Here is a 19,503-nt window from a genome sequence, read left to right as displayed (position 1 = left end):
TATAGAAAAATAAGAGTTGACTCAATTTAGAACCTTATTTTTGCCCAAAAAGAAATAATACATTGATTACTAACAAAAAACTATTCTTAAAAGAAGCGCTTAAATCACTTGCTAAGTTAATTATTGCAGGAATTCTTATTGGAGTTCTAAAACAATATGATGCTATAATTGCCGTAATTTTAGTGTTAAAGATTGTACATAACCTTTACAAAGAAATTATTCAGCCAAAAACAAATAAAAATTGGTTGTTATTAATAGGTATGGTTCTAACTGGTTTTGGAGGAATTGTTGGTGAAACTTGGGGGGTTACAAATGGCTATTGGGTATATCATGAAGTTACCAGAGAGTTGCCCTTGTGGTTGCCTTTTGCTTGGATGCTTGCTTTCCATTATTTATATAAACTAGAACGTAGTTTAATTCCTTTGTTAAAAGAACAAACCCAGAAAAACAAGATTCTTTTGGCAATTTTATTGGCTTTAATCTTACCTGCTTTTGGAGAAGTAATTACTATTTATTTAGGTGTTTGGACGTATTATTGGCCGTATCAAATATTAGGAGTTCCTTTATATGCTTTTATTTGTTTGGTTTTTGTACATATGCTGGTCTATACTCTTTTGCATTTTATTTGTAAAAAGTATAAAATTAATGATGTTGTTTTTAATTAGTTTGTTAATTATTACGCCGAGAATCACAGGGAAAACACAGAGTTTCTCAGAGAAAATAAAAAAAGACACCAATTTCACGGATTTCACCGATCATTGTGGGGTGAATTATTACGCCGAGATTCACAGAGAAGACACAGAGTTTCTCAGAGAAAATAAAAAAAGACACCAATTTCACGGATTTCACCGATCATTGTGGGGTGAATTATTACGCTGAGATTCTAAGAGAGCTTTGAATAAGTTATTTGAATAATTAGATTCCTCTTCGTCCCTCATTCGGAATGACATTTTGCATTATATTATCAAATGAGTTTTTAGTCATTCGTCTGCACTCAGGATAAACTAATCAGAAATATCAGGCGATTTCAATTAGATTCGAAAATTAAATATTATCTGCTTCATAAAAAAAGGCTCAATCAAAATATTTTGATTGAGCCTTTTTTATGAAATATATTTCTTCTCTTTGGGAAGATTAAGATGAGCTTTTTTATTAAAACCTCCAAGCAACAATTCTAGTTACTTTATTTCCTTGGTGCATCGGAATAATTTTGAATTCAACAGCTCCTAACTTGGCAGAAGACTTTTCTAAACTCTTTACATTTTCTTTCTTAGAAACTAAACTTGTAAACCATTTACTGCTTTTAGGAAACAAAGAACTTTCATACAAATAATTATGTAAAAAAGCTTTTTCTCCACCAATATACCAAAGTTCATTGTTGTTACCTGCAAAGTTTCTAACAGCGTTATTGCCTAAGTTTCTAGACTTTCTACCATTTGCTCCTTGCGCTTCTTCTGCCGATTTGTAAAAAGGAGGATTACACATGGTTGCAGAAAATGAATCTGTATCTTTTAAAACTCCTTTTAAAATTTGCTCTTCATTTAATTGCTGACGTAATTCTATTTTATTTGTAAAATTATTATCATCCATGATATCTTGGGCAGTATCTAAAGAATCTAAATCGATGTCTGTAGCTACAAAATTCCAGTCGTATTCTGCAATACCTAATAATGGATAAATACCCGTTGCTCCTGTACCAATATCAAGAATTTTAATATCTTTTTCTTCGGATAACAAATCTGCTAAGTGATGAATATAATCTAAACGACCAGGTATTGGTGGGCATAAATTTTTGTCTCCAAAATTCCATGTAGAAATTTTATCTAAAGAAAATAATAAAGCTTTATTCAATTCTTTTACTGCATCCGGATTTGAAAAATCTATGGTAACAGTACCAAATTCATTTTTAGCAACAAATTCTTTTAATGCTGGGTTAATAACATTTAATTCATCAAAATTATAACCTTTGTTGAATTTGTTTTTTGGATGTAGGCCTTTTTCTTTCATTGTATAGTATATTATATGGTAAAAAAGTGACACGGATTTCACTGATTATCACAGTTGTTTGTGTTATACTTTTGGAACACCAAAAGTAAGTTATATAAGGTGAACTTGTTTGAATTTATAAGGTAAGTTCAAAATAATATATTTTTAATGTCTGATTTCTCAATCGCTTAAAAAAAGCTCATTTCTAAATGACAGAACATTATATATTCTAAAATTATTAATTAAAAAAACTCAGTAAAACGCTATAATTTCACTGTAAATCTCTGGGTTATAATTCTAAAACTGTAAACTCTAATTGCAATGGTTTTAATGCCGATTTTAATGCTTTTGTAAATGACGAACCATACTCTAAATAATATTCAGAAAAATTACGCTGACGCTCTTCTAAACTCTGGTTTGGTAAAATTTCATTTTGAAGCAAAGTAATCCTTTCCACTAAATCTTTTTGTCTTTTCTTCTCTGCTTTTAACAAACGCTTTTGCAAATTCTTTAAACCTTTAACTTGCTTTCTTTCTTGCGCATTTACTGCATTTACAAAAGAAACATCCGTTTGTTTTGCTACTTCTTTCAGGTCTAAAAATTGCTTTTCTAAAAACTGAATCTTTTCATTAAAGTTTAATTTAATCTCAGAGTTTTCCACCACTTTTTTAGACAATAAATCATGCTGATTTAAAAACAATTCTTCTAAAGAAATATTTAATTTCTTTAATTTATTGGCTTGTTTTTCAGAGACTACTTGCACTGAATTACGCAATAATAAAATAGGAAATGGAATGGAAACTTCTTCAAAATAATCTTTTAATTCTAACCAATACGCCATCTCTCCTCCTCCACCTAAATAACAAAGGTTTGGTAAAATTACCTCTTGGTACAAAGGTCTCATAATTACGTTAGGCGAAAATGCTTTCGGATTTTCATCTACTTCCTTTAAAATTTCTGCTTTTGAAAAAGAAATATCAGTATTGTTAACTTTATAAATTCCGCCTTCTAAAATAATACGTTCTCTAAATTTATCACCCAAATAAAATAAATTAATTTCTCTTGGGTTCACTTGAATTTTATAATTCTTTTCTAAATCTGCAATGGTTTTAGAAACTGCTCTAAAAGAAGTTTCATTTTCTAATTCGTCTTTTACAATTGGGGTAAATAATTGTTTTAAACTAGCATCATCTCCATCTAAAATTATCAAACCATAATCACTAAACAATTCGTTGGCAATATAACGAGTAGCATCTGCTAAGTTATCATGTTTTAAATATCCATCTGAAAACAACTTTTTTAGAAATTCAGCATTTTTAGAATGCCCTAAATGTTCGGAGAAAACATCAAAAACAGCTGCTAATCCTTCGGTAGAAAATCGTCCAACGGCACCACCATCTTCTCTATTCCAAAGTACTTTTTTTCCATCAAAATTAAAATAATTAATCTCTTCAAAGTCATGATCTTCTGTTGCCATCCAATAAATGGGAACGAAATTTTGTTCTGGAAATTTATCTGATAACTCTTCACACAAATTAATGGTAGACAGAATTTTATATAAAAAATATAATGGTCCGGTAAACAAATTTAATTGATGACCTGTTGTTACGGTAAATGTATTTTGTAGCTTTAAACTCTCAATATTTTCTTCCGTTTTTGTAGAAACGTTAAACTCTTTATATTGATTTTTTAAAGCATCTACCAACACCAATCTAGATTGCAATCTAAATGATTTTTGCTTTTCCTCTATCTGATTATGAAAGCCAGAAATATCAGGAAAATTATTATAAAATGGTTGTATAGACTCTTTTTTCTCTAAATAATCTAGCATTGTAGAAGAGAAAAAACCGGTTTTTTTAAAAGGTATCTGTGTTACTTTCATCTTAAAGAACACTTTTTTGGCAACAATCAGATTCTGAAGTAGAATTCATTTAGTTTGATTAATTTTCGATAAAAATACGAATAATTTTTTCTTTGTCATAAACACCAATCCAATCTAACAAAGTTTTAACAAGATAAAGAATCAATCTACTGAAAAACAAAAAAATATATTCTTACTTTTGACTCTCAAACGCATCTTTATGAAAATTAAACTACTTTTTATCACTGCTTTTTTAACACTTGGAAGCATTTATTCTCAATCTTTACAGTCTCCATCTGAATTTTTAGGGTATGAAATTGGATCTCGCTTTACTAGAAATTATAAAGTTGTAGATTATTTTAAATATGTAAGCACTAATTTATCTAATGTAAAATTAGAGAAATATGGAGAAACCAATGAACACAGACCTTTGTATTTAAGTTATATTTCTTCCGAAGAAAACATAAATAATTTAGAAAATATTAGAGTCGCTAATCTTACTCAAACTGGCATTATTTCTGGGAATTCTAAAAATAACAAAGCCATTGTTTGGCTAAGTTATAACGTTCATGGAAATGAAGCCTCTAGTACAGAAGCTGCCATGTTAACACTCTATGAATTGGTTACTAAGAAAAAAACATGGTTAGAAAATACAGTGGTAATTATAGATCCATCTGTAAATCCTGATGGACGAGACAGGTATGTAAATTGGTATAACCAAGTAAAAAGTACTCCTTTTAATACCAATCAAGATGCAAAAGAACATGCAGAACCTTGGCCTTCTGGAAGACCAAATCACTATTTATTCGATTTGAATAGAGATTGGGCTTGGGCAACACAAGTAGAATCTGCGCAACGTATAAAAATATATAATAAATGGATGCCTCATGTGCATGTAGATTTTCATGAACAATATATTAATAGTCCTTATTATTTTGCACCTGCGGCGGAACCTTTTCATGAAATTATTTCTGATTGGCAACGTGAGTTTCAAACAGAAGTAGGAAAAAATCATGCTAGTTACTTTGATAAAGAAGGTTGGTTATATTTTACCAAAGAAAGTTTCGATTTATTATACCCAAGTTACGGAGATACCTACCCAACTTATATGGGCGCAATTGGTATGACATACGAACAAGCAGGTCATGGAATGGCAGGTTTAGGTATTAATACAGATGAAGGCGAAGTGCTAACCTTAAAAGACAGAGCTATTCATCACCTCACTACTGGTTTGTCTACTGTAGAAATTTCATCTAAAAATGCAGAAAAATTAAATACAGAGTTTAGAAAATTCTTTAAAAACACAACTTTAGGTTATAAAAGTTATGTGTTAAAAAATGAGAATGAAGACAAAACTAATCGTTTAAAAGCGTTATTAGATACACATGAAATTAAATACGAAAACGCAAAAATCGGAATTGTAAAAGGATACGATTATACAACTCAAAAAGAAGCAAAAATGAATGTTTCTGCTAACGATTTAGTAATACACACAGATCAACCAAAAGGAAAAATGGTAAAAGTTTTGTTTGAACCTAAAGCAAAATTAGTAGATTCTTTAACCTATGATATTACTGCTTGGTCGTTACCGTATGCACACGGATTTAAAGCGATTGCTTCTAAAACGAAAGTAAACGCTACTATTGGTAAAAACGAAAATGTTATTACCAATTCTATTGATAAAAATGCGTATGCTTATATTTCTAAATGGAATAGTTTAGACGATGCTACTTTTTTAGGAGCTTTATTACAAGCTGATATTACGCCACGTTTTTCTGAAAAACCTTTTTCTGTTGAAGGTAAATCGTACAAAAGAGGAACTTTAATTATTTTAAGAAACGACAATAGAAATGATAATTTTGATACTAATTTAATAGACATTGCAAACAAACACCAAAGAGAGTTAACGAATATTTCTACAGGTTTTGTTTCTTCTGGAGTAGACTTTGGGTCTTATTCTGTAAAACCAATTAACCAACAAAAAGTAGCGGTTTTATCTGGTAAAGGAACTTCTTCTTTAAGTTTTGGTGAAGTTTGGCATTTCTTTGAAACACAATTAAAATATCCAATAACCAATATCAATTCTAATAACTTTGGTTCTTTAGATTATTCAAAATACGATGTTATTATTATTCCTGACGGACGATATAATAGTATTTTAACAAAAACTACTTTAGATAAATTAAAAACTTGGACACGTTCTGGTGGTACTTTAATAGCCATTGGAAATGCTTTAAATAGCTTTGCTGATAAAAAAGAATTCTCTTTAAAAAAGAAAATATCCGAAGAAAAAATAAAAGAAACTAACTTAACTCCTTATGCAAATAGAGAGCGAGAAGATGTTGCCAATTTAATTACCGGTAGTATTTTTAAAAGTACTTTAGACAATACACATCCGCTAGCTTTTGGTTATGGAAATTATTATTTTTCTTTAAAATTAGGTGGCACTACGTATGAGTATTTAAAAGAAGGAAATAACGTTGCTTATTTTGATGAAAACGTTAAGAATGTATCTGGTTATGCAGGAAGTAAAGCTGTAAAAAACGTACCAAAATCAGTTTTATTTGCTGAAGAAAAAATGGGTAGTGGAAGCATTATTTATATGGTAGACAACCCTTTGTTTAGATCGTTTTGGCAAAACGGAAAACTATTTGTTGCCAATGCTGTTTTCTTATTAAATTCTGATAAATTAAAGTAGCATCATTTTATTTTAATAACATAAAAAAACCACTCATTAGAGTGGTTTTTTTATGCTTTATATTATTACTTCCTTTTTTGATTTAAAGAAACTGGTTTCTCTTGTTTTACGGTTGGTGTACCGTATAAATCGTAATCTCCAGCTTCATGAATTTTGATATCTATAAATTCACCAATTTTAATATAATGTTCTTTAGCATCTACAATAACATCGTTATCTACGTCTGGTGAATCAGATTCTGTTCTTCCGTAGAAAAATTCTCCATCTTTTCTGTCGAATAAACATCTAAATGTTTTTCCTATTTTTTCTTGATTCAATTCCCAAGAAATTTGAGATTGAATTTCCATAATCTCATTAACTCGTCTAAACTTTACGTCTGCAGGTACGTCATCTTCTAAAACATAAGCACCTGTATTTTCCTCATGAGAATATTCAAAAGCTCCCATACGCTCAAAACGCATTTCTTCTATCCAATCTTTTAACTCTTGAAACATTTCTTCTGTTTCTCCAGGATACCCCACAATTAGTGTAGTTCTAATGGCCATTTTAGGAACCATTTCTCTAAACTTATGAATTAACGCCGTTGTTTTTTCATGTGTTGTACCACGCTTCATAGATTTTAACAACTCGGTATTAATGTGTTGTAAAGGAATATCTAAGTAATTACATACTTTAGGTTCGCGTTTCATCACTTCTAAAACATCCATAGGAAAACCAGTAGGAAAAGCATAATGCATTCTAATCCATTCAATTCCGTCTACTTTAGCCAATGCTTCTAACAATTGTGCTAAAGAACGTTTTTTGTAAATATCTAATCCGTAATATGTTAAATCTTGTGCAATTAACATTACTTCTTTAATACCTTTTGCGGCTAATTTTGTTGCTTCTGTAACAATATCTTCAATTGGTGTAGAAACGTGTTTCCCCCTCATTAAAGGAATTGCACAAAAAGAACAAGGTCTATCGCAACCTTCTGCAATTTTTAAATATGCATAATGTTTTGGAGTCGTCGTTAAACGTTCACCTATTAATTCGTGTTTATAATCTGCTTCTAATGCTTGTAAAAGATTTGGTAAATCGTGCGTACCAAAATACTGGTCTACATTGGTAATTTCTGCTTCTAAATCTGGTTTATATCGTTCACTTAAACAACCAGAAACAAAAACTTTATCAATTTCACCAGCTTCTTTTCTTTTGGCATAATGTAAAATGGTATCAATAGATTCTTCTTTGGCTTTACCAATAAACCCACAAGTATTGATTACGACAATATTTCCATCATCATTTTCATCTTCATGAACAACATCTTTTCCGTTGGCTTTTAATTGCCCCATTAATACTTCTGAATCGTAAATATTCTTAGAACAACCTAAAGTAACAACGTTAATCTTATTTTTTTTGATGGTTTTTGTACGCATATCATTTTTTTCTGACTGCAAATATACAGCTTAATTAGGGTTTATCTATATAGTTTTTATATGGTTATTAATTAAGGTTTCTAAGAATCTTTAATCTTGTTTTTTTTGCATAAAAAAACCTCGAAAAATCGAGGTTTAATATGTATTATTTTCTAATTGGATTTATCAACTCCAAAACTCTCTTTTCTTATTCAATTCTTCTTCTTCTACTGTTAATGCCTCTAATTCTTTTACAGACAAAACCTTTAAAAAAGATTTGTGTTGTTCTATAGCAAACTCTATCTTAGTTACTATGTCTGCCACACTTTCATTTTCGTAATCTATATCTAATGGTTCTTTTATAACCATAGATTGCAAAACATTACGTTTTTTTATACTTAAGCCTTTTTTATCAAAAGAACGTCTAAAACCATCAATTACAATTGGTACTACAACTGGTTTGTAGGTTTTAATAATATGTGCTGTACCTCTTCTAATTGGTCTAAAAGGGGTTGTTGTACCTTGCGGAAAGGTTATTACCCAACCGTCTTTTATAGCTTTTCCTATATTAGAAATGTCAGAATTTTTAACTTGTCTTTTTACATCTTTACCTCCACTTCTCCATGTTCTTTCTATAGAAACAGATCCCATGTAAGCAAATATTTTAGGTAATATACCAGATCTCATAGTTTCTCCTGCCGCAACAAAATAAACATTTAACTTCGGTTTCCAGATATAACCAATATTCTTTATAGAATCATCTCTACCACTTAAAGTAGCATTAAAAACATGATACATAGCAGCTACATCTGCAAAATAAGTTTGATGATTAGCAATAAATAAAACTCCTGAATCGGGTAAGTTTTTAAGGTTATCAGACCCTTCTATCTGTAAATTATTAAATTTACGATATCTACCGTGAGACACAATTCCAAAAATTCTTATAAGCCATTTTTTTAAGAATAAAATGTGGCCAAATGGATTCCTTTTAAATAAAGGCATTCTATATTCGTTTTAGTTATTTTAACAAACTTACAAAACAATTAAGAAAGATGCTATTTAAAGAGTTCTTTAATTTCAGAAAGCATCATAGCTGTTGCTCCCCAAACAATATAACCTACTAATTTAAAGCAAGGTACTTCTACATTATCCATATAAGAAGTATTCATTTTTATAGCCGTAAAATTCGTTTCACATAACAAATCTCTTAATAAAACTTCAATTGTTTGCTCAACTTCATAATTTAAATTAAAATTTGGTTGTTGATTTGCATACCCTAAAAAAGGCGTTGCCAAAAAATTACTTGGAGGAATATATACATCTGTTAATTCTCTAATTATTTCAATAGATTCCTCAGCTACTCCAACTTCTTCAAAGGTTTCTCTTAGGGCTGTTTTTAAAAGATTTGAGTCTGTTTTATCTTTCTTACCTCCAGGAAAACTTATTTGTGCAGAATGTATACCTTTATAACTTGCTCTTTGAGTTAATAGAAAACAGGTTTCATTTTTTAAATTTGGATAAAACAATGCCAACACTGCCGCTTTTCTTGGGTTATTCTCAGTAATTTTATCAGCATCATATTTTAACCGAATTTTAGGTGCTAATTTAAATTGTGCATTTAAACCTCCTAACTCGGTTGTTTTAAGTTGTGTTATTTTATTTTTGAAATCGTTAAAATTCACTTATAAAAATTTAATTTTAACAAAATTATTCATTTCAACTTTAAATAAACCCTATTTGGCAAGAATTTTGAATGATTCTATTAAAATACAACTATGACTAAAAAATACAAAAAACTAATTTTAAGCATCTTATTAGACCTTATTGGTATCATTCCAATACCTTTTATAGATGTACTTTGGGCTCCATTATCTAGTTATTTAATGACCAAAATGTACAAAGGTAAACAAGGTAAAGTTGCTGCTATAGTTAGTTTTATTGAAGAAGCACTCCCTTTTTTAGATATTATACCAACATTTACAATAATGTGGTTTTATAACCATGTAATTAAAAAGGAAGAAGTAGAAGAAATTATAACGTTTTAATTTCCTTTTTTAAATAAAAATCCGAGTCCTAATCTGCCTAAAAACTTTTTTTCGAAAGCCCAGAAGAATTTAAATTGTCCGAAAAACCAACCTACAATTGGAAGTGTAGCTTGGTAAATAGGAAAAATTAATAAAATTCTTAAAGGCCAAAATACCCAAGGGTTTGTTGTTTCTTGAGACAAGCCGATATAACTTGTTATAGGTTTAGCTACCCAAGTAGCAAAGGAACCGTTTATAGAAAATACTAAAATAATTGCTACAATAGACCAATTATTTTTTACTCCCCAACGTTGTTTTAATTTCTCCATATTTTTGCGAAATTACAATTAGGAAACCAATTAAGGAAATTTAGTAGACACTAATTTTTTTACTAAAACTTCCCTTAGAATTTCTTACTCTAATAATATAAATTCCTTTTTTAAAATTAAGTATGTTCACTTTTACTTCAGTCTCTTTTAAATGGTTCTTTTTAGAAGCAACATTTTGCCCTAATAAATTATAAACCTTAACATCTTCTAATATTTCTTTTGATGAAATAACGAGTTGTTTATCCTGATTTTTAACCGTAAATTTATTTATCTCACGAACATCTAAACCAAGAACTGTTTGATTAAAAGTTATAAAAAAACGATCATTATACACACCGGCATCAAGATTTACTATTGCGTCAACTGAAGTAATATCAAAATAATTTTGAGTAACGTTGTCATATAAATAAACCTCAGAGTCTATATCTGTCATATTATCTATCTTAAAAGTAACTTCTCTATTTAAATTAGTTTGCACTTTTAAAGGAATCATTAAAGATTGATCAAAATCTTCTATACCTGTAATTGCATAGGGAAAATCTTTGTTTTCAATTTTTAACGCCATATCTGTAGATTTATAATCCCACATTTCTGCTTCATACCCATCTTCATACTCAGCCGTAAGTCCTCTAAGACCTACACTTACTTGTCTGTGATATGTTTGGTCTGTTAATAAGAACTCAAAACCTATTCTTAAAATAGGGAAAAATTTTTTCTTTGCAACTGCATTATTTTTATGAAATGTTTCGGTGTCTGAACCAGCAATATCAAAAACTCTTTGTGCGTTGTTAAAATTGATAGTTCCACCAGTAGCAGATGCTTCTACAAAAAATCCTTGTCCTATATCTATATTTTCATCTGGAGTTTTAGTTCTTACTCCTCCTAGGCCAGAAGCCGGAGCTCCAACACCTGAAGTTCTCGTAGCATAACCGCCCAAATATTCTCCTGTATAATGAGATGTATCATCTCCAGAATCATAAAAATAAAGCGTACCAACAATAACTCCTGCATTATCAGAAATAAAGGTATCTGCTTTTATTGGCGTTGGATACGGATTTCCTAATACACTCCATGTACCAGAACCATAAGCAGCTATTTCACTCGTATAATCTCCATCGTTTGGTTTACCTACAAAAGTATAATTTTGACCAGTGGAATTTCCTGTACTTTTTTTATTAAAACCTTCTACAGGGTTTAATAATGTTGTAGATTCATTTATTTGCCTTGTCCAATCGCCACTATTTACAAATTTAGCCAACCACCTTGTACTTAATGTTATTGGTGAAGTAGTGTAATCTCCGTCAAAATCTGCAGAAAAATTAATATCTAAAGGTGTATTGGTCTCTGTTAAAGGAGTAGTTCCGTCTTTTAAAACGCCTTTTATATTGTACGTTTCTCCATTTGTTGTTACTGGTGACGACCAATAACTTGATTGGTAAACGTTTTTTAAATTGCCTTTTACATCTTTATAAAGATTTCCGGCACCAGATGCATTTTTAACGCCTGTATGTGTTTGTTTTAATTGAGCGGTTCCTAAAAGTCTTAAGTCTCCTATTAACTCTAAAGACCCCGAAACATTTAACTCTAAATCCGTTGCTACAGATAAAGTATTACCAGCCTCTATATTTAAACAAAAACAATCTACATCTTCAGTTAAAGTAACGTCAGATTGAATGAGAACTCCTTTTGTTGCATCTGCTATTGTTGGTTGGCCACTTGCTCCACTTCCTCCAGACCAAGTTCCATTATAAATAATATCATTATAACAACTTATAAAATTGACACCAACAAAACCTGAAAATGCTACTGCATTAGTAACTGTTGCTGCGCTAGATGATGTAAAAGCTGCATCTGTAAAATTAAAAACTAAATCTGCCACATCATCAGTATCTAAATGAGATTTTACGACTCCTGTAAAAGAAAGTGTTGCCACAGTATCTCCATTAGATAATGTAAAAAAAGGTGTTAATCCTTCTGGTAAATTGGTAATTGTAAATTCTGTAGTTTCATCTAATAAACCATCTCCGTCTATATCAGCAAAAGTATCACCGCTAATACTTACAACTAAAGGATTAGAAGTACTTAATGTTCCGTTGTTTGTTATTGCAACTTCTGGTAAAAAACCTTTTGTTAAATTAAACTCATTAACATTATCATTTTCGAAACCGACTATATACATTTTAGCCCCTGAATTATTAAATGTAATGCCTGTTGGACTATTTTCTATTGAAGATATTAAATATTCGTTTGTTAAAATCGGTGTTCTGGTTATTAAATCGAATGGAGTAATTAAAGTATATTCAAAAACTTTGTTCTTTTGATCACCTGTAATAAAAAACTTTGTTCCATCATTATTAAAAGATAAACCTGTAGGTGTATCATCATCTGCATTAACAGAAAAACTACCTAAAGGACCAGATGCAATACCTGATAAATCATAATTAGTAGAAAGTGAATAAACAATTACTCTATCTGTACTGTTTCCTAAAACAAACAACAGACTACCATCATTATTAAAAGTAAAACTAGATGGATTTGAATCATCTACATTTACATTATAACTATCTAAATGAGTAACTGTAGAAGATAAATCAAAAGGTGTAGAAACAGCATACTCTTCTAAATCATCAGATTGAGAACCTATAATGTAAAACCTATTTCCAGTATTGTTAAATTGTATACCTCTAATAAAAGTTTCTTCTGTACTAATAGATAAAGCATCTTCAAAGGTAATTGTTGAAATGTCATACGGAGTAGATAAGGAAAACTGTGACACTGAATTTAAATCATCTCCTGCAACATACATCTTAGTTCCATCTGTATTAAATAATACATCATGTGTTGTTTTTTCTATTGTTTCTAACTTATAACTATCTAAATAAGTTACTGTAGATGTAAAATCGAAATTAGCAGATAGCGTATATTCATCTACATCTGCACCAACTCTACCAACAACATAAAACTTAGAACCAATATCATTAAAAATTACTTCTTGAGGTTCTTTTTCATTCGCTTGTATTGAGTAGTTAGAGGAATAAGTTGCAAAAGATAAATTAAATTCATTACCTGATGTAAATGTGTAAGTATTTATATCATCACCAGTCATCCCAATAACATAAAGTTCACTTCCATCATTATTAAATGCAAGACCTCTAGGATTTGTTTCTTGTCCGGAAACGTCTAATTCTGCGACAACACCTGTTGTTGCAGTAGAAACATCAAAAGCAGGGCTTAAATTAAATTCATACACTTTATCTGTATCTCTTTCTAATACATATAACTTAGAACCATCATTATTAAAAGTAATACCATGAGGCCTTGTTGCAGAAGAGCCGTCATAAGAAAATATAGCTGTCGAAATATTAAAAGTGTCATTAATTGTGGCAGAAGAAACATCCCAATTTATAGATAAATCAAACTCTGTAATATCCTCATCATCTTCTCCTGTAATATACATTTTAGAGCCAGATGTGTTAAAAGTTACATCTTGTGGATTACTTTCTACACTCGATGCTATAAAAAAGTATTTATCTAAATGAGACATTGTAGATAAATCGTAAGGTATAGTTAGGTTAAATTGACTAACAAAATTCCCACTAGAACCAACTGTATAAAACTTTGTTCCTCCGTCTCCAAACGCCATTCCATTAGGCGTTGTTTCGTATGAAGTTATACCGTTTGTAGCTCTTACAAAATCGACTTTTGTAATATCGAAATGGTTAGGACCTGAATAGGATAAACTTTGTGCATGTAAAGGCATTTGCAAAAATGCAAATAGAAAGAATAAGCAAATTAAAAATTTCATAGTTGAGTTAAACTTATTAGGGTTTTGAATAACTGAACAGTAAACTTACAAAAAAGAGGTTAATTTTACTAAAAGATTAAATAATAATAAAATAAAATTATTTAACCTTTCTAAACATTAGCCAAACACCAATTAGAACGAGTGGTATACTTAATACTTGTCCTGTATTTAAGGAGTTAAATACCCAATCTTCTCTACCATTTACTTGTGCTTCTTTTAAGAATTCAATAAAGAAACGTAGTGACCAAAGTACTACCATAAAAAGACCAAAAAGATATCCTGTTTGTTTCTTTTTATCCGTTTTCCAATATAAATGCCACATTACAAAAAACAATGCTAAGTAACTAAATGCTTCATATAATTGTGTTGGATGTCTTGGTACCGTTTCTCCTGCTGCTTTAAAAATAACTCCAAAATTAGAATCTGTTGCTTTTCCATAAATTTCTGAATTAAAAAAGTTTCCAAAACGGATAAAGAAACCTCCTAAAGCAACCATAATTGCCAATCTATCTAAGATAAACAACCAAGGTTTTTGTAAGTGTTTTTTTGCATAAAAATATAAAGCTATTGGAATACCAATTGCAGCTCCATGACTTGCAAAACCTGTAAAACCTGTAAATTTCCAACCTTTTATAATTCCGAATAAAGAATCTGTTGCACTTTCTTTTATCGGTAAAAATATTTCTAATAAATGGTTCTGATAATAGTCCCAACTATAAAAGAACACATCCCCTAAACGCATACCTACAAGCATAGAAACAAAGACATACATAAATAATACATCTAACTTTTCTTCAGGAATTTTATCTTCTACATAGATTTTTTTCATTAGTCTTAAACCTAATAAAAATGCTGCTACAAACATTAAACTGTACCAACGTACAACAAAAAATCCTAAATCTATTCCTATTGAAGGATTCCAAGTAATTGCTAAAAAGCTCATATATTTCTTATTCTATGTCTGGTCGAGCGCAGTCGAGACCTTATTATAATACGTACTATTAAAAAAATCTCTCGACTGCGCTCGAGATGTCAATTGTATTTCTTTTTTAGTCATAAGTCAAAAAGTCTTATGTCTATTTTTTTTCTATTATTCTTTTTTATCCGGAACAGGATCATAACCACTTCCTCCCCAAGGATGACAACTAAAGATTCTCTTTAATGCCAACCATCCACCAGAAAACAAACCATGTTTTTGTAAAGCTTCAATGGTGTAATGAGAACACGTAGGACTATACCTACAAGTTGCTGGTGTAAATGGTGATATTGCGGTTTGATAAAAACGAACCAACAATATAAATGGAAAAGACAGTATTTTTTTCAATGATTAAACTTTAAGAATTAAAAAAAGTTCTCGATACAATTCTGATAAAAAATCGGAATCACTCGAACTGACATATTTGTAATTCATAATTTTCAATTCGTAATTATTTTTTTTAATTGATTAAGAAAGTGGTGCCTTCTTTACCATCTTTTAATTGAATTCCTAAGGTTATTAGTTCATCTCTAATTTGATCTGATAATGCCCAATCTTTATTTTCTCTTGCTTCTTTTCTTAACTTAATTAACAACTCTACAACACCATTAATTTTTTCTGAATTGTCTTGAGAGTTTTCATTCATCAACCCTAAAACATCAAAAACAAATGCATTAATTGTGGTTTTAAATTCAGCTAGATCTTCTGCTGTTAAACTTGCTTTATGTTCTTTTATTTGATTGATAACTTTTACTGCTTCAAATAATTGCGGAATTAACATTGGTGTGTTAAAATCATCATTCATGGCAGCATAACATGCTTTTTTCCAATCTTGAACATTAAAAGTAGATGTTTTACCAGCTACAATTTTATCTAAGAAATTAACCGCTTCCATCAATTTAGCATGTCCTTTTTCTGATGCTTCTAAAGCATCTCCAGAAAAATCTAAAATACTTCTATAATTAGCTTGCATGTTAAAGAAACGAACAACACTTGCAGAAAATGGTTTTGGTAAAATGTTGTTTTCTCCAGTTAAAATTTCATTTGGTAAAATAAAATTTCCGGTAGATTTAGCCATTCTCTGTCCGTTTAAAGAAAGCATATTTGTGTGCATCCAATAATTTACAGGAGTTACACCGCTACATGTTTTAGATTGTGCAATTTCACATTCGTGATGCGGAAATTTTAAATCCATTCCACCTCCATGAATATCAAAACTTTCGCCTAAATATTTTGTACTCATTACAGAACATTCTAAATGCCAACCTGGGAAACCATCACTCCAAGGAGAAGGCCAACGCATTATATGCTTTTCATCCGCTTTTTTCCAAAGTGCAAAATCTTGTGGATTTTTCTTATCAGATTGTCCGTCTAAAGTTCTGGTATTATGTAATAAATCTTCTACTTTTCTACCAGAGAGAATTCCGTAATTTTCTTTTTTGTTATACTCATGTACATCAAAATAGACAGAACCATTTACTTCATATCCAAAACCTTTTTCTATGATTTCTTTAATCATTTCTATCTGCTCTACAATATGACCTGTGGCAGTTGGCTCTATACTTGGTGGTAAAAAATTATAGTTTTTTAAAACATCATGAAAATCTACCGTGTAACGTTGTACAACTTCCATCGGTTCAATTTGTTCTAAACGTGCTTTTACAGCAATTTTGTCTTCCCCTTCGTCTGCATCATTTTCTAAATGCCCTGCATCGGTTATATTACGCACATAACGCACTTTATAGCCTAAATGCAATAAATAACGATACACAACATCAAAAAACATAAAGGTTCTAACATTTCCTAAATGTGCGTTGCTATAAACGGTTGGACCACAAACATACATACCTACGTATCCGTCTGTTATGGTTTTAAAATTCTCTTTAGATTTGGTTAAAGAGTTGTATACTTTTAGTTGATTTTCTTTGTACAGTTCCATTAAATAAGTGACTAATTACAGCCGATAAAGATAGACACTTTAAAAAGAATGACGAAATGGAATTTGTTAGAAGTTTACTAAGATTTAAAGTTGGTCTAAATTAAATATATTTAAATTTACATTTTTATTAAAAAAAGACATAAAACATTAAAGTTGCATAAAAATAATACATTATAAATGAATTGGATACTATTAATTATAGCCGGACTTTTTGAAGTTGCTTTTGCTGCTTGTTTAGGCAAAGCAAAAGAAAGTACCGGAGCAGAAACCACCTATTGGTATATTGGCTTTTTGCTGTGTTTATCTATTAGTATGCTTCTACTTTTAAAGGCAACACAAGAGTTACCAATTGGAACAGCTTATGCCGTTTGGACAGGAATAGGTGCAGTTGGAACGGTGTTAATGGGAATTCTTATTTTTAAAGAACCCGCAACTTTTTGGCGACTATTTTTTCTTTCTACTTTAATATTTTCTATTATTGGGTTAAAAGTAGTTTCTAATTAAATAGAAAAAACAATTAAATATTCTTTATTGCTATTGCATATTTAAACTTTTTTAAGAATATAAAATAACATTAAAAATGTTTATAAATCTATCCTATTTGATGTTTTTTAGTACTATAACAAATAGTACTTTTACCAACTTTTAAAGGTATCAAAAAAATTATATGATTAAAAAGAGTTTATTATCATTAGCTATAGGAACTTTTGCCATAGGAATGACAGAATTTACAATGATGGGTATTTTGCCTGATATTGCAAAAGACTTAAATATTGATATTCCTTCGGCAGGGCATTTGATTTCTTTGTACGCTTTAGGCGTTGTTATTGGTTCTCCTATTCTAGTGCTATTTACCGCTAAGTATTCGCCTAGAAAAGTATTAATATTTCTAATGCTACTATTTGCTGTTTTTAACCTATTATTTGCGGTCTCTCCAATATATTCACTTTTACTTGTTTCTAGATTTATGTCTGGCTTGCCACATGGTGCTTTTTTTGGTGTAGGTTCTGTAGTGGCTGCTAAATTTGCTGATCCTGGTAAAAAAGCACAGGCAATTGCCATAATGGTTACCGGTATGACCATTGCAAACCTTCTTGGAGTTCCTTTAGGTACTTATATTGGGCATCATTTTTCTTGGAGATACACATATTTAATAATAAGTCTATTTGGTTTATTATCCATGATTTCTATTTATTTCTGGATCCCTAAAATGCAACCGCTTTCACAAGTTAGTAAGAAAAGTCAATTGCGTTATTTTAAAACAAAAAAAGCTTGGGTTATTATTGGTATGGTTTCTATAGGAACCGGTGGTTTATTTACTTGGTTAAGCTATATAGCTCCTTTAATGACAGAAATTACCAAGGTTAATGAAGACTCTATTCCGTATGTAATGGTTTTGGTTGGCTTAGGAATGCTTATAGGAAACCTATTAGGTGGAAAGTTATCTGATATCATTACACCTCAAAAAACGGTAACCGTTTCCTTTATATTTATGATGCTCTGTTTAATTACTATCTATTTTACCGCACACATACCGTTTATGAGTTATTTAATGGCATTTATTACTGGTGTTGCTGCATTTAGTTGTTCATCTCCAATACAAATGCTTTTAATAGATTCTGCTGAAGGTTCAGAAAGTATTGCTGCTGCCGGAGGTCAGTCTAGTTTTAATTTAGGAAATACGATGGGGGCTTTTTTCGGTGGGTTGCCAATTACCTATGGTTATGCATACAATTCACCAATTCTTATTGGAGTTGGTATGGTTGCAATAGGTATTTGTTTTTCTTATTACTATTTAATTTTACTCAAAAAAAAGGATTAATATAAATGTACTTAAAAAAATATTGAAGTATACAAAATTTAAAATTGAGTCTTCTTACCTTTCTCTAGGTTTATAAATTACAATAATCTGGACTATAACAGCTAAAAAAATCAACACATATATTTCTAGTTGTGTAAAAAGTTCTATTGAATCTATTGCCCTTTTACTTATAGACATTTGTCTTTTGCCTTCATTCATTTGAATTTCAGACAATTCATATAAGTTTTCTTTTACACTTAAGATATTGCTATTATAAGAACTTTTTTTAAAAGGTTTAGAGTCTTCTAATTTTGTTAAAACTGCCAAATTATTTTTAAAATCATTAAAAACTTTAGCTTCTTTTGTGGTTAATTTTGTTCCTTCAAAAGAAGTAATAGCTGTTTCAATATCACTATTTACTTGTTTATTTCTACCTAAAAAGAAAGTAGAATCTAATTTAGCTGCTGCCAATTCTTTTTCTTGAACAGATTTAGATATTTTAAAAATTAAGTCTTTAGCAATTAGCCTATCTTTATAAATAGCTTCTAAAGAATCTTTAATTCTTACAAAATTATTTCTATCAATTAAATTGGTAGCAATAATTAGTATAAAAATCATTAAAATTCCAAGAACCCATTTTACTTTATTATAAAAGCCCATATTTTCATTTTTTTTAAGATTAAAACA

The 19,503-nt window shown here is 30.1% G+C and carries 16 protein-coding genes; 5 read left to right on the top strand and 11 right to left on the bottom strand.

From position 1 onward, the window contains the following. Window positions 1–62: 62 nt before the first annotated feature. The gene (locus KV700_RS00280; protein ID WP_218598672.1) at window positions 63–665 is read left to right on the top strand and encodes a hypothetical protein; all 603 of its coding nucleotides are present in this window, start codon (window positions 63–65) and stop codon (window positions 663–665) included. 487 nt (window positions 666–1,152) lie between these two features. Here KV700_RS00280 and rlmF read toward each other — a convergent pair whose 3' ends face one another. Next, window positions 1,153–2,007 (bottom strand): 23S rRNA (adenine(1618)-N(6))-methyltransferase RlmF, encoded by an 855-nt coding sequence (rlmF, locus tag KV700_RS00275; RefSeq protein WP_166387346.1) that lies wholly within the window; start codon window positions 2,005–2,007, stop codon window positions 1,153–1,155. Window positions 2,008–2,275: 268 nt separating this feature from the next. Further along, a complete protein-coding gene (gene bshC / locus KV700_RS00270; RefSeq protein ID WP_218598671.1) occupies window positions 2,276–3,868 on the bottom strand; it encodes a bacillithiol biosynthesis cysteine-adding enzyme BshC in 1,593 nt (530 codons plus the stop codon). Window positions 3,869–4,067: 199 nt separating this feature from the next. Here bshC and KV700_RS00265 point away from each other — a divergent pair, with 199 nt between their 5' ends. Beyond that, window positions 4,068–6,545: a M14 family metallopeptidase gene (locus KV700_RS00265; RefSeq protein ID WP_218598670.1), complete on the top strand. Its 2,478-nt coding sequence runs from the start codon at window positions 4,068–4,070 to the stop codon at window positions 6,543–6,545. 65 nt (window positions 6,546–6,610) lie between these two features. Here KV700_RS00265 and rimO read toward each other — a convergent pair whose 3' ends face one another. From rimO to KV700_RS00250, 3 genes are all read right to left on the bottom strand, one after another. Then, window positions 6,611–7,963 carry a 30S ribosomal protein S12 methylthiotransferase RimO gene (gene rimO, locus KV700_RS00260; RefSeq protein ID WP_218598669.1) on the bottom strand — a complete coding sequence of 451 codons (1,353 nt, stop codon included), beginning with the start codon at window positions 7,961–7,963 and terminating at the stop codon, window positions 6,611–6,613. Between the two features lie 165 nt (window positions 7,964–8,128). After that, window positions 8,129–8,944: a 1-acyl-sn-glycerol-3-phosphate acyltransferase gene (locus KV700_RS00255; RefSeq protein WP_218598668.1), complete on the bottom strand. Its 816-nt coding sequence runs from the start codon at window positions 8,942–8,944 to the stop codon at window positions 8,129–8,131. 53 nt (window positions 8,945–8,997) lie between these two features. Further along, entirely contained in the window at window positions 8,998–9,624 is a 627-nt protein-coding gene (locus tag KV700_RS00250) for a CoA pyrophosphatase (RefSeq protein WP_218598667.1), read from the bottom strand. 93 nt (window positions 9,625–9,717) lie between these two features. On the opposite strand from KV700_RS00250, the gene KV700_RS00245 reads away from it, so the two are divergent. Next, a complete protein-coding gene (locus tag KV700_RS00245; RefSeq protein WP_218598666.1) occupies window positions 9,718–9,987 on the top strand; it encodes a hypothetical protein in 270 nt (89 codons plus the stop codon). On the opposite strand, the gene KV700_RS00240 is transcribed toward KV700_RS00245, so the two are convergent. From KV700_RS00240 to cysS, 5 genes are all read right to left on the bottom strand, one after another. Continuing rightward, on the bottom strand, window positions 9,984–10,295 hold the full coding sequence (locus tag KV700_RS00240; protein ID WP_166387325.1) for a DUF6787 family protein: 312 nt from the start codon (window positions 10,293–10,295) through the stop codon (window positions 9,984–9,986). The genes KV700_RS00245 and KV700_RS00240 overlap by 4 nt on opposite strands. Window positions 10,296–10,335: 40 nt before the next feature. Then, complete coding sequence (locus KV700_RS00235; protein WP_218598665.1) at window positions 10,336–14,100, bottom strand: beta-propeller fold lactonase family protein; 3,765 nt, start codon at window positions 14,098–14,100, stop codon at window positions 10,336–10,338. A gap of 97 nt (window positions 14,101–14,197) precedes the next feature. Continuing rightward, window positions 14,198–15,043 (bottom strand): prolipoprotein diacylglyceryl transferase, encoded by an 846-nt coding sequence (gene lgt / locus KV700_RS00230; RefSeq protein WP_166387321.1) that lies wholly within the window; start codon window positions 15,041–15,043, stop codon window positions 14,198–14,200. Between the two features lie 147 nt (window positions 15,044–15,190). Further along, window positions 15,191–15,424 (bottom strand): membrane protein insertion efficiency factor YidD, encoded by a 234-nt coding sequence (yidD, locus tag KV700_RS00225; protein ID WP_166387319.1) that lies wholly within the window; start codon window positions 15,422–15,424, stop codon window positions 15,191–15,193. A gap of 112 nt (window positions 15,425–15,536) precedes the next feature. After that, entirely contained in the window at window positions 15,537–17,015 is a 1,479-nt protein-coding gene (cysS, locus tag KV700_RS00220; protein ID WP_218598664.1) for a cysteine--tRNA ligase, read from the bottom strand. A gap of 177 nt (window positions 17,016–17,192) precedes the next feature. Between cysS and KV700_RS00215 the strand changes: the two genes are divergently transcribed. Further along, complete coding sequence (locus KV700_RS00215; protein WP_166387316.1) at window positions 17,193–17,519, top strand: multidrug efflux SMR transporter; 327 nt, start codon at window positions 17,193–17,195, stop codon at window positions 17,517–17,519. Between the two features lie 163 nt (window positions 17,520–17,682). Further along, window positions 17,683–18,837 carry an MFS transporter gene (locus tag KV700_RS00210; RefSeq protein ID WP_205860449.1) on the top strand — a complete coding sequence of 385 codons (1,155 nt, stop codon included), beginning with the start codon at window positions 17,683–17,685 and terminating at the stop codon, window positions 18,835–18,837. 54 nt (window positions 18,838–18,891) lie between these two features. Here KV700_RS00210 and KV700_RS00205 read toward each other — a convergent pair whose 3' ends face one another. Further along, window positions 18,892–19,476 (bottom strand): MCP four helix bundle domain-containing protein, encoded by a 585-nt coding sequence (locus KV700_RS00205; protein WP_218598663.1) that lies wholly within the window; start codon window positions 19,474–19,476, stop codon window positions 18,892–18,894. Window positions 19,477–19,503: the final 27 nt, after the last annotated feature.

Source organism: Polaribacter sp. NJDZ03, from assembly GCF_019263805.1.
In the GTDB taxonomy this organism is placed as follows: domain Bacteria; phylum Bacteroidota; class Bacteroidia; order Flavobacteriales; family Flavobacteriaceae; genus Polaribacter.
The sequence above is the reverse complement of the archived record's forward strand: the minus strand, read 5'-3'. Positions and strand labels throughout refer to the sequence as shown.

Excerpts from the sequence above, each read along its gene's own strand:
- rimO (WP_218598669.1), bottom strand. The coding sequence starts at position 7,963 with ATGCGTACAAAAACCATCAAAAAAAATAAGATTAACGTTGTTACTTTA.
- bshC (WP_218598671.1), bottom strand. The coding sequence starts at position 3,868 with ATGAAAGTAACACAGATACCTTTTAAAAAAACCGGTTTTTTCTCTTCT.
- KV700_RS00255 (WP_218598668.1), bottom strand. The coding sequence starts at position 8,944 with ATGCCTTTATTTAAAAGGAATCCATTTGGCCACATTTTATTCTTAAAA.
- KV700_RS00215 (WP_166387316.1), top strand. The coding sequence starts at position 17,193 with ATGAATTGGATACTATTAATTATAGCCGGACTTTTTGAAGTTGCTTTT.
- KV700_RS00240 (WP_166387325.1), bottom strand. The coding sequence starts at position 10,295 with ATGGAGAAATTAAAACAACGTTGGGGAGTAAAAAATAATTGGTCTATT.
- KV700_RS00210 (WP_205860449.1), top strand. The coding sequence starts at position 17,683 with ATGATTAAAAAGAGTTTATTATCATTAGCTATAGGAACTTTTGCCATA.
- KV700_RS00205 (WP_218598663.1), bottom strand. The coding sequence starts at position 19,476 with ATGGGCTTTTATAATAAAGTAAAATGGGTTCTTGGAATTTTAATGATT.
- KV700_RS00235 (WP_218598665.1), bottom strand. The coding sequence starts at position 14,100 with ATGAAATTTTTAATTTGCTTATTCTTTCTATTTGCATTTTTGCAAATG.
- cysS (WP_218598664.1), bottom strand. The coding sequence starts at position 17,015 with ATGGAACTGTACAAAGAAAATCAACTAAAAGTATACAACTCTTTAACC.
- KV700_RS00245 (WP_218598666.1), top strand. The coding sequence starts at position 9,718 with ATGACTAAAAAATACAAAAAACTAATTTTAAGCATCTTATTAGACCTT.
- lgt (WP_166387321.1), bottom strand. The coding sequence starts at position 15,043 with ATGAGCTTTTTAGCAATTACTTGGAATCCTTCAATAGGAATAGATTTA.
- rlmF (WP_166387346.1), bottom strand. The coding sequence starts at position 2,007 with ATGAAAGAAAAAGGCCTACATCCAAAAAACAAATTCAACAAAGGTTAT.
- KV700_RS00265 (WP_218598670.1), top strand. The coding sequence starts at position 4,068 with ATGAAAATTAAACTACTTTTTATCACTGCTTTTTTAACACTTGGAAGC.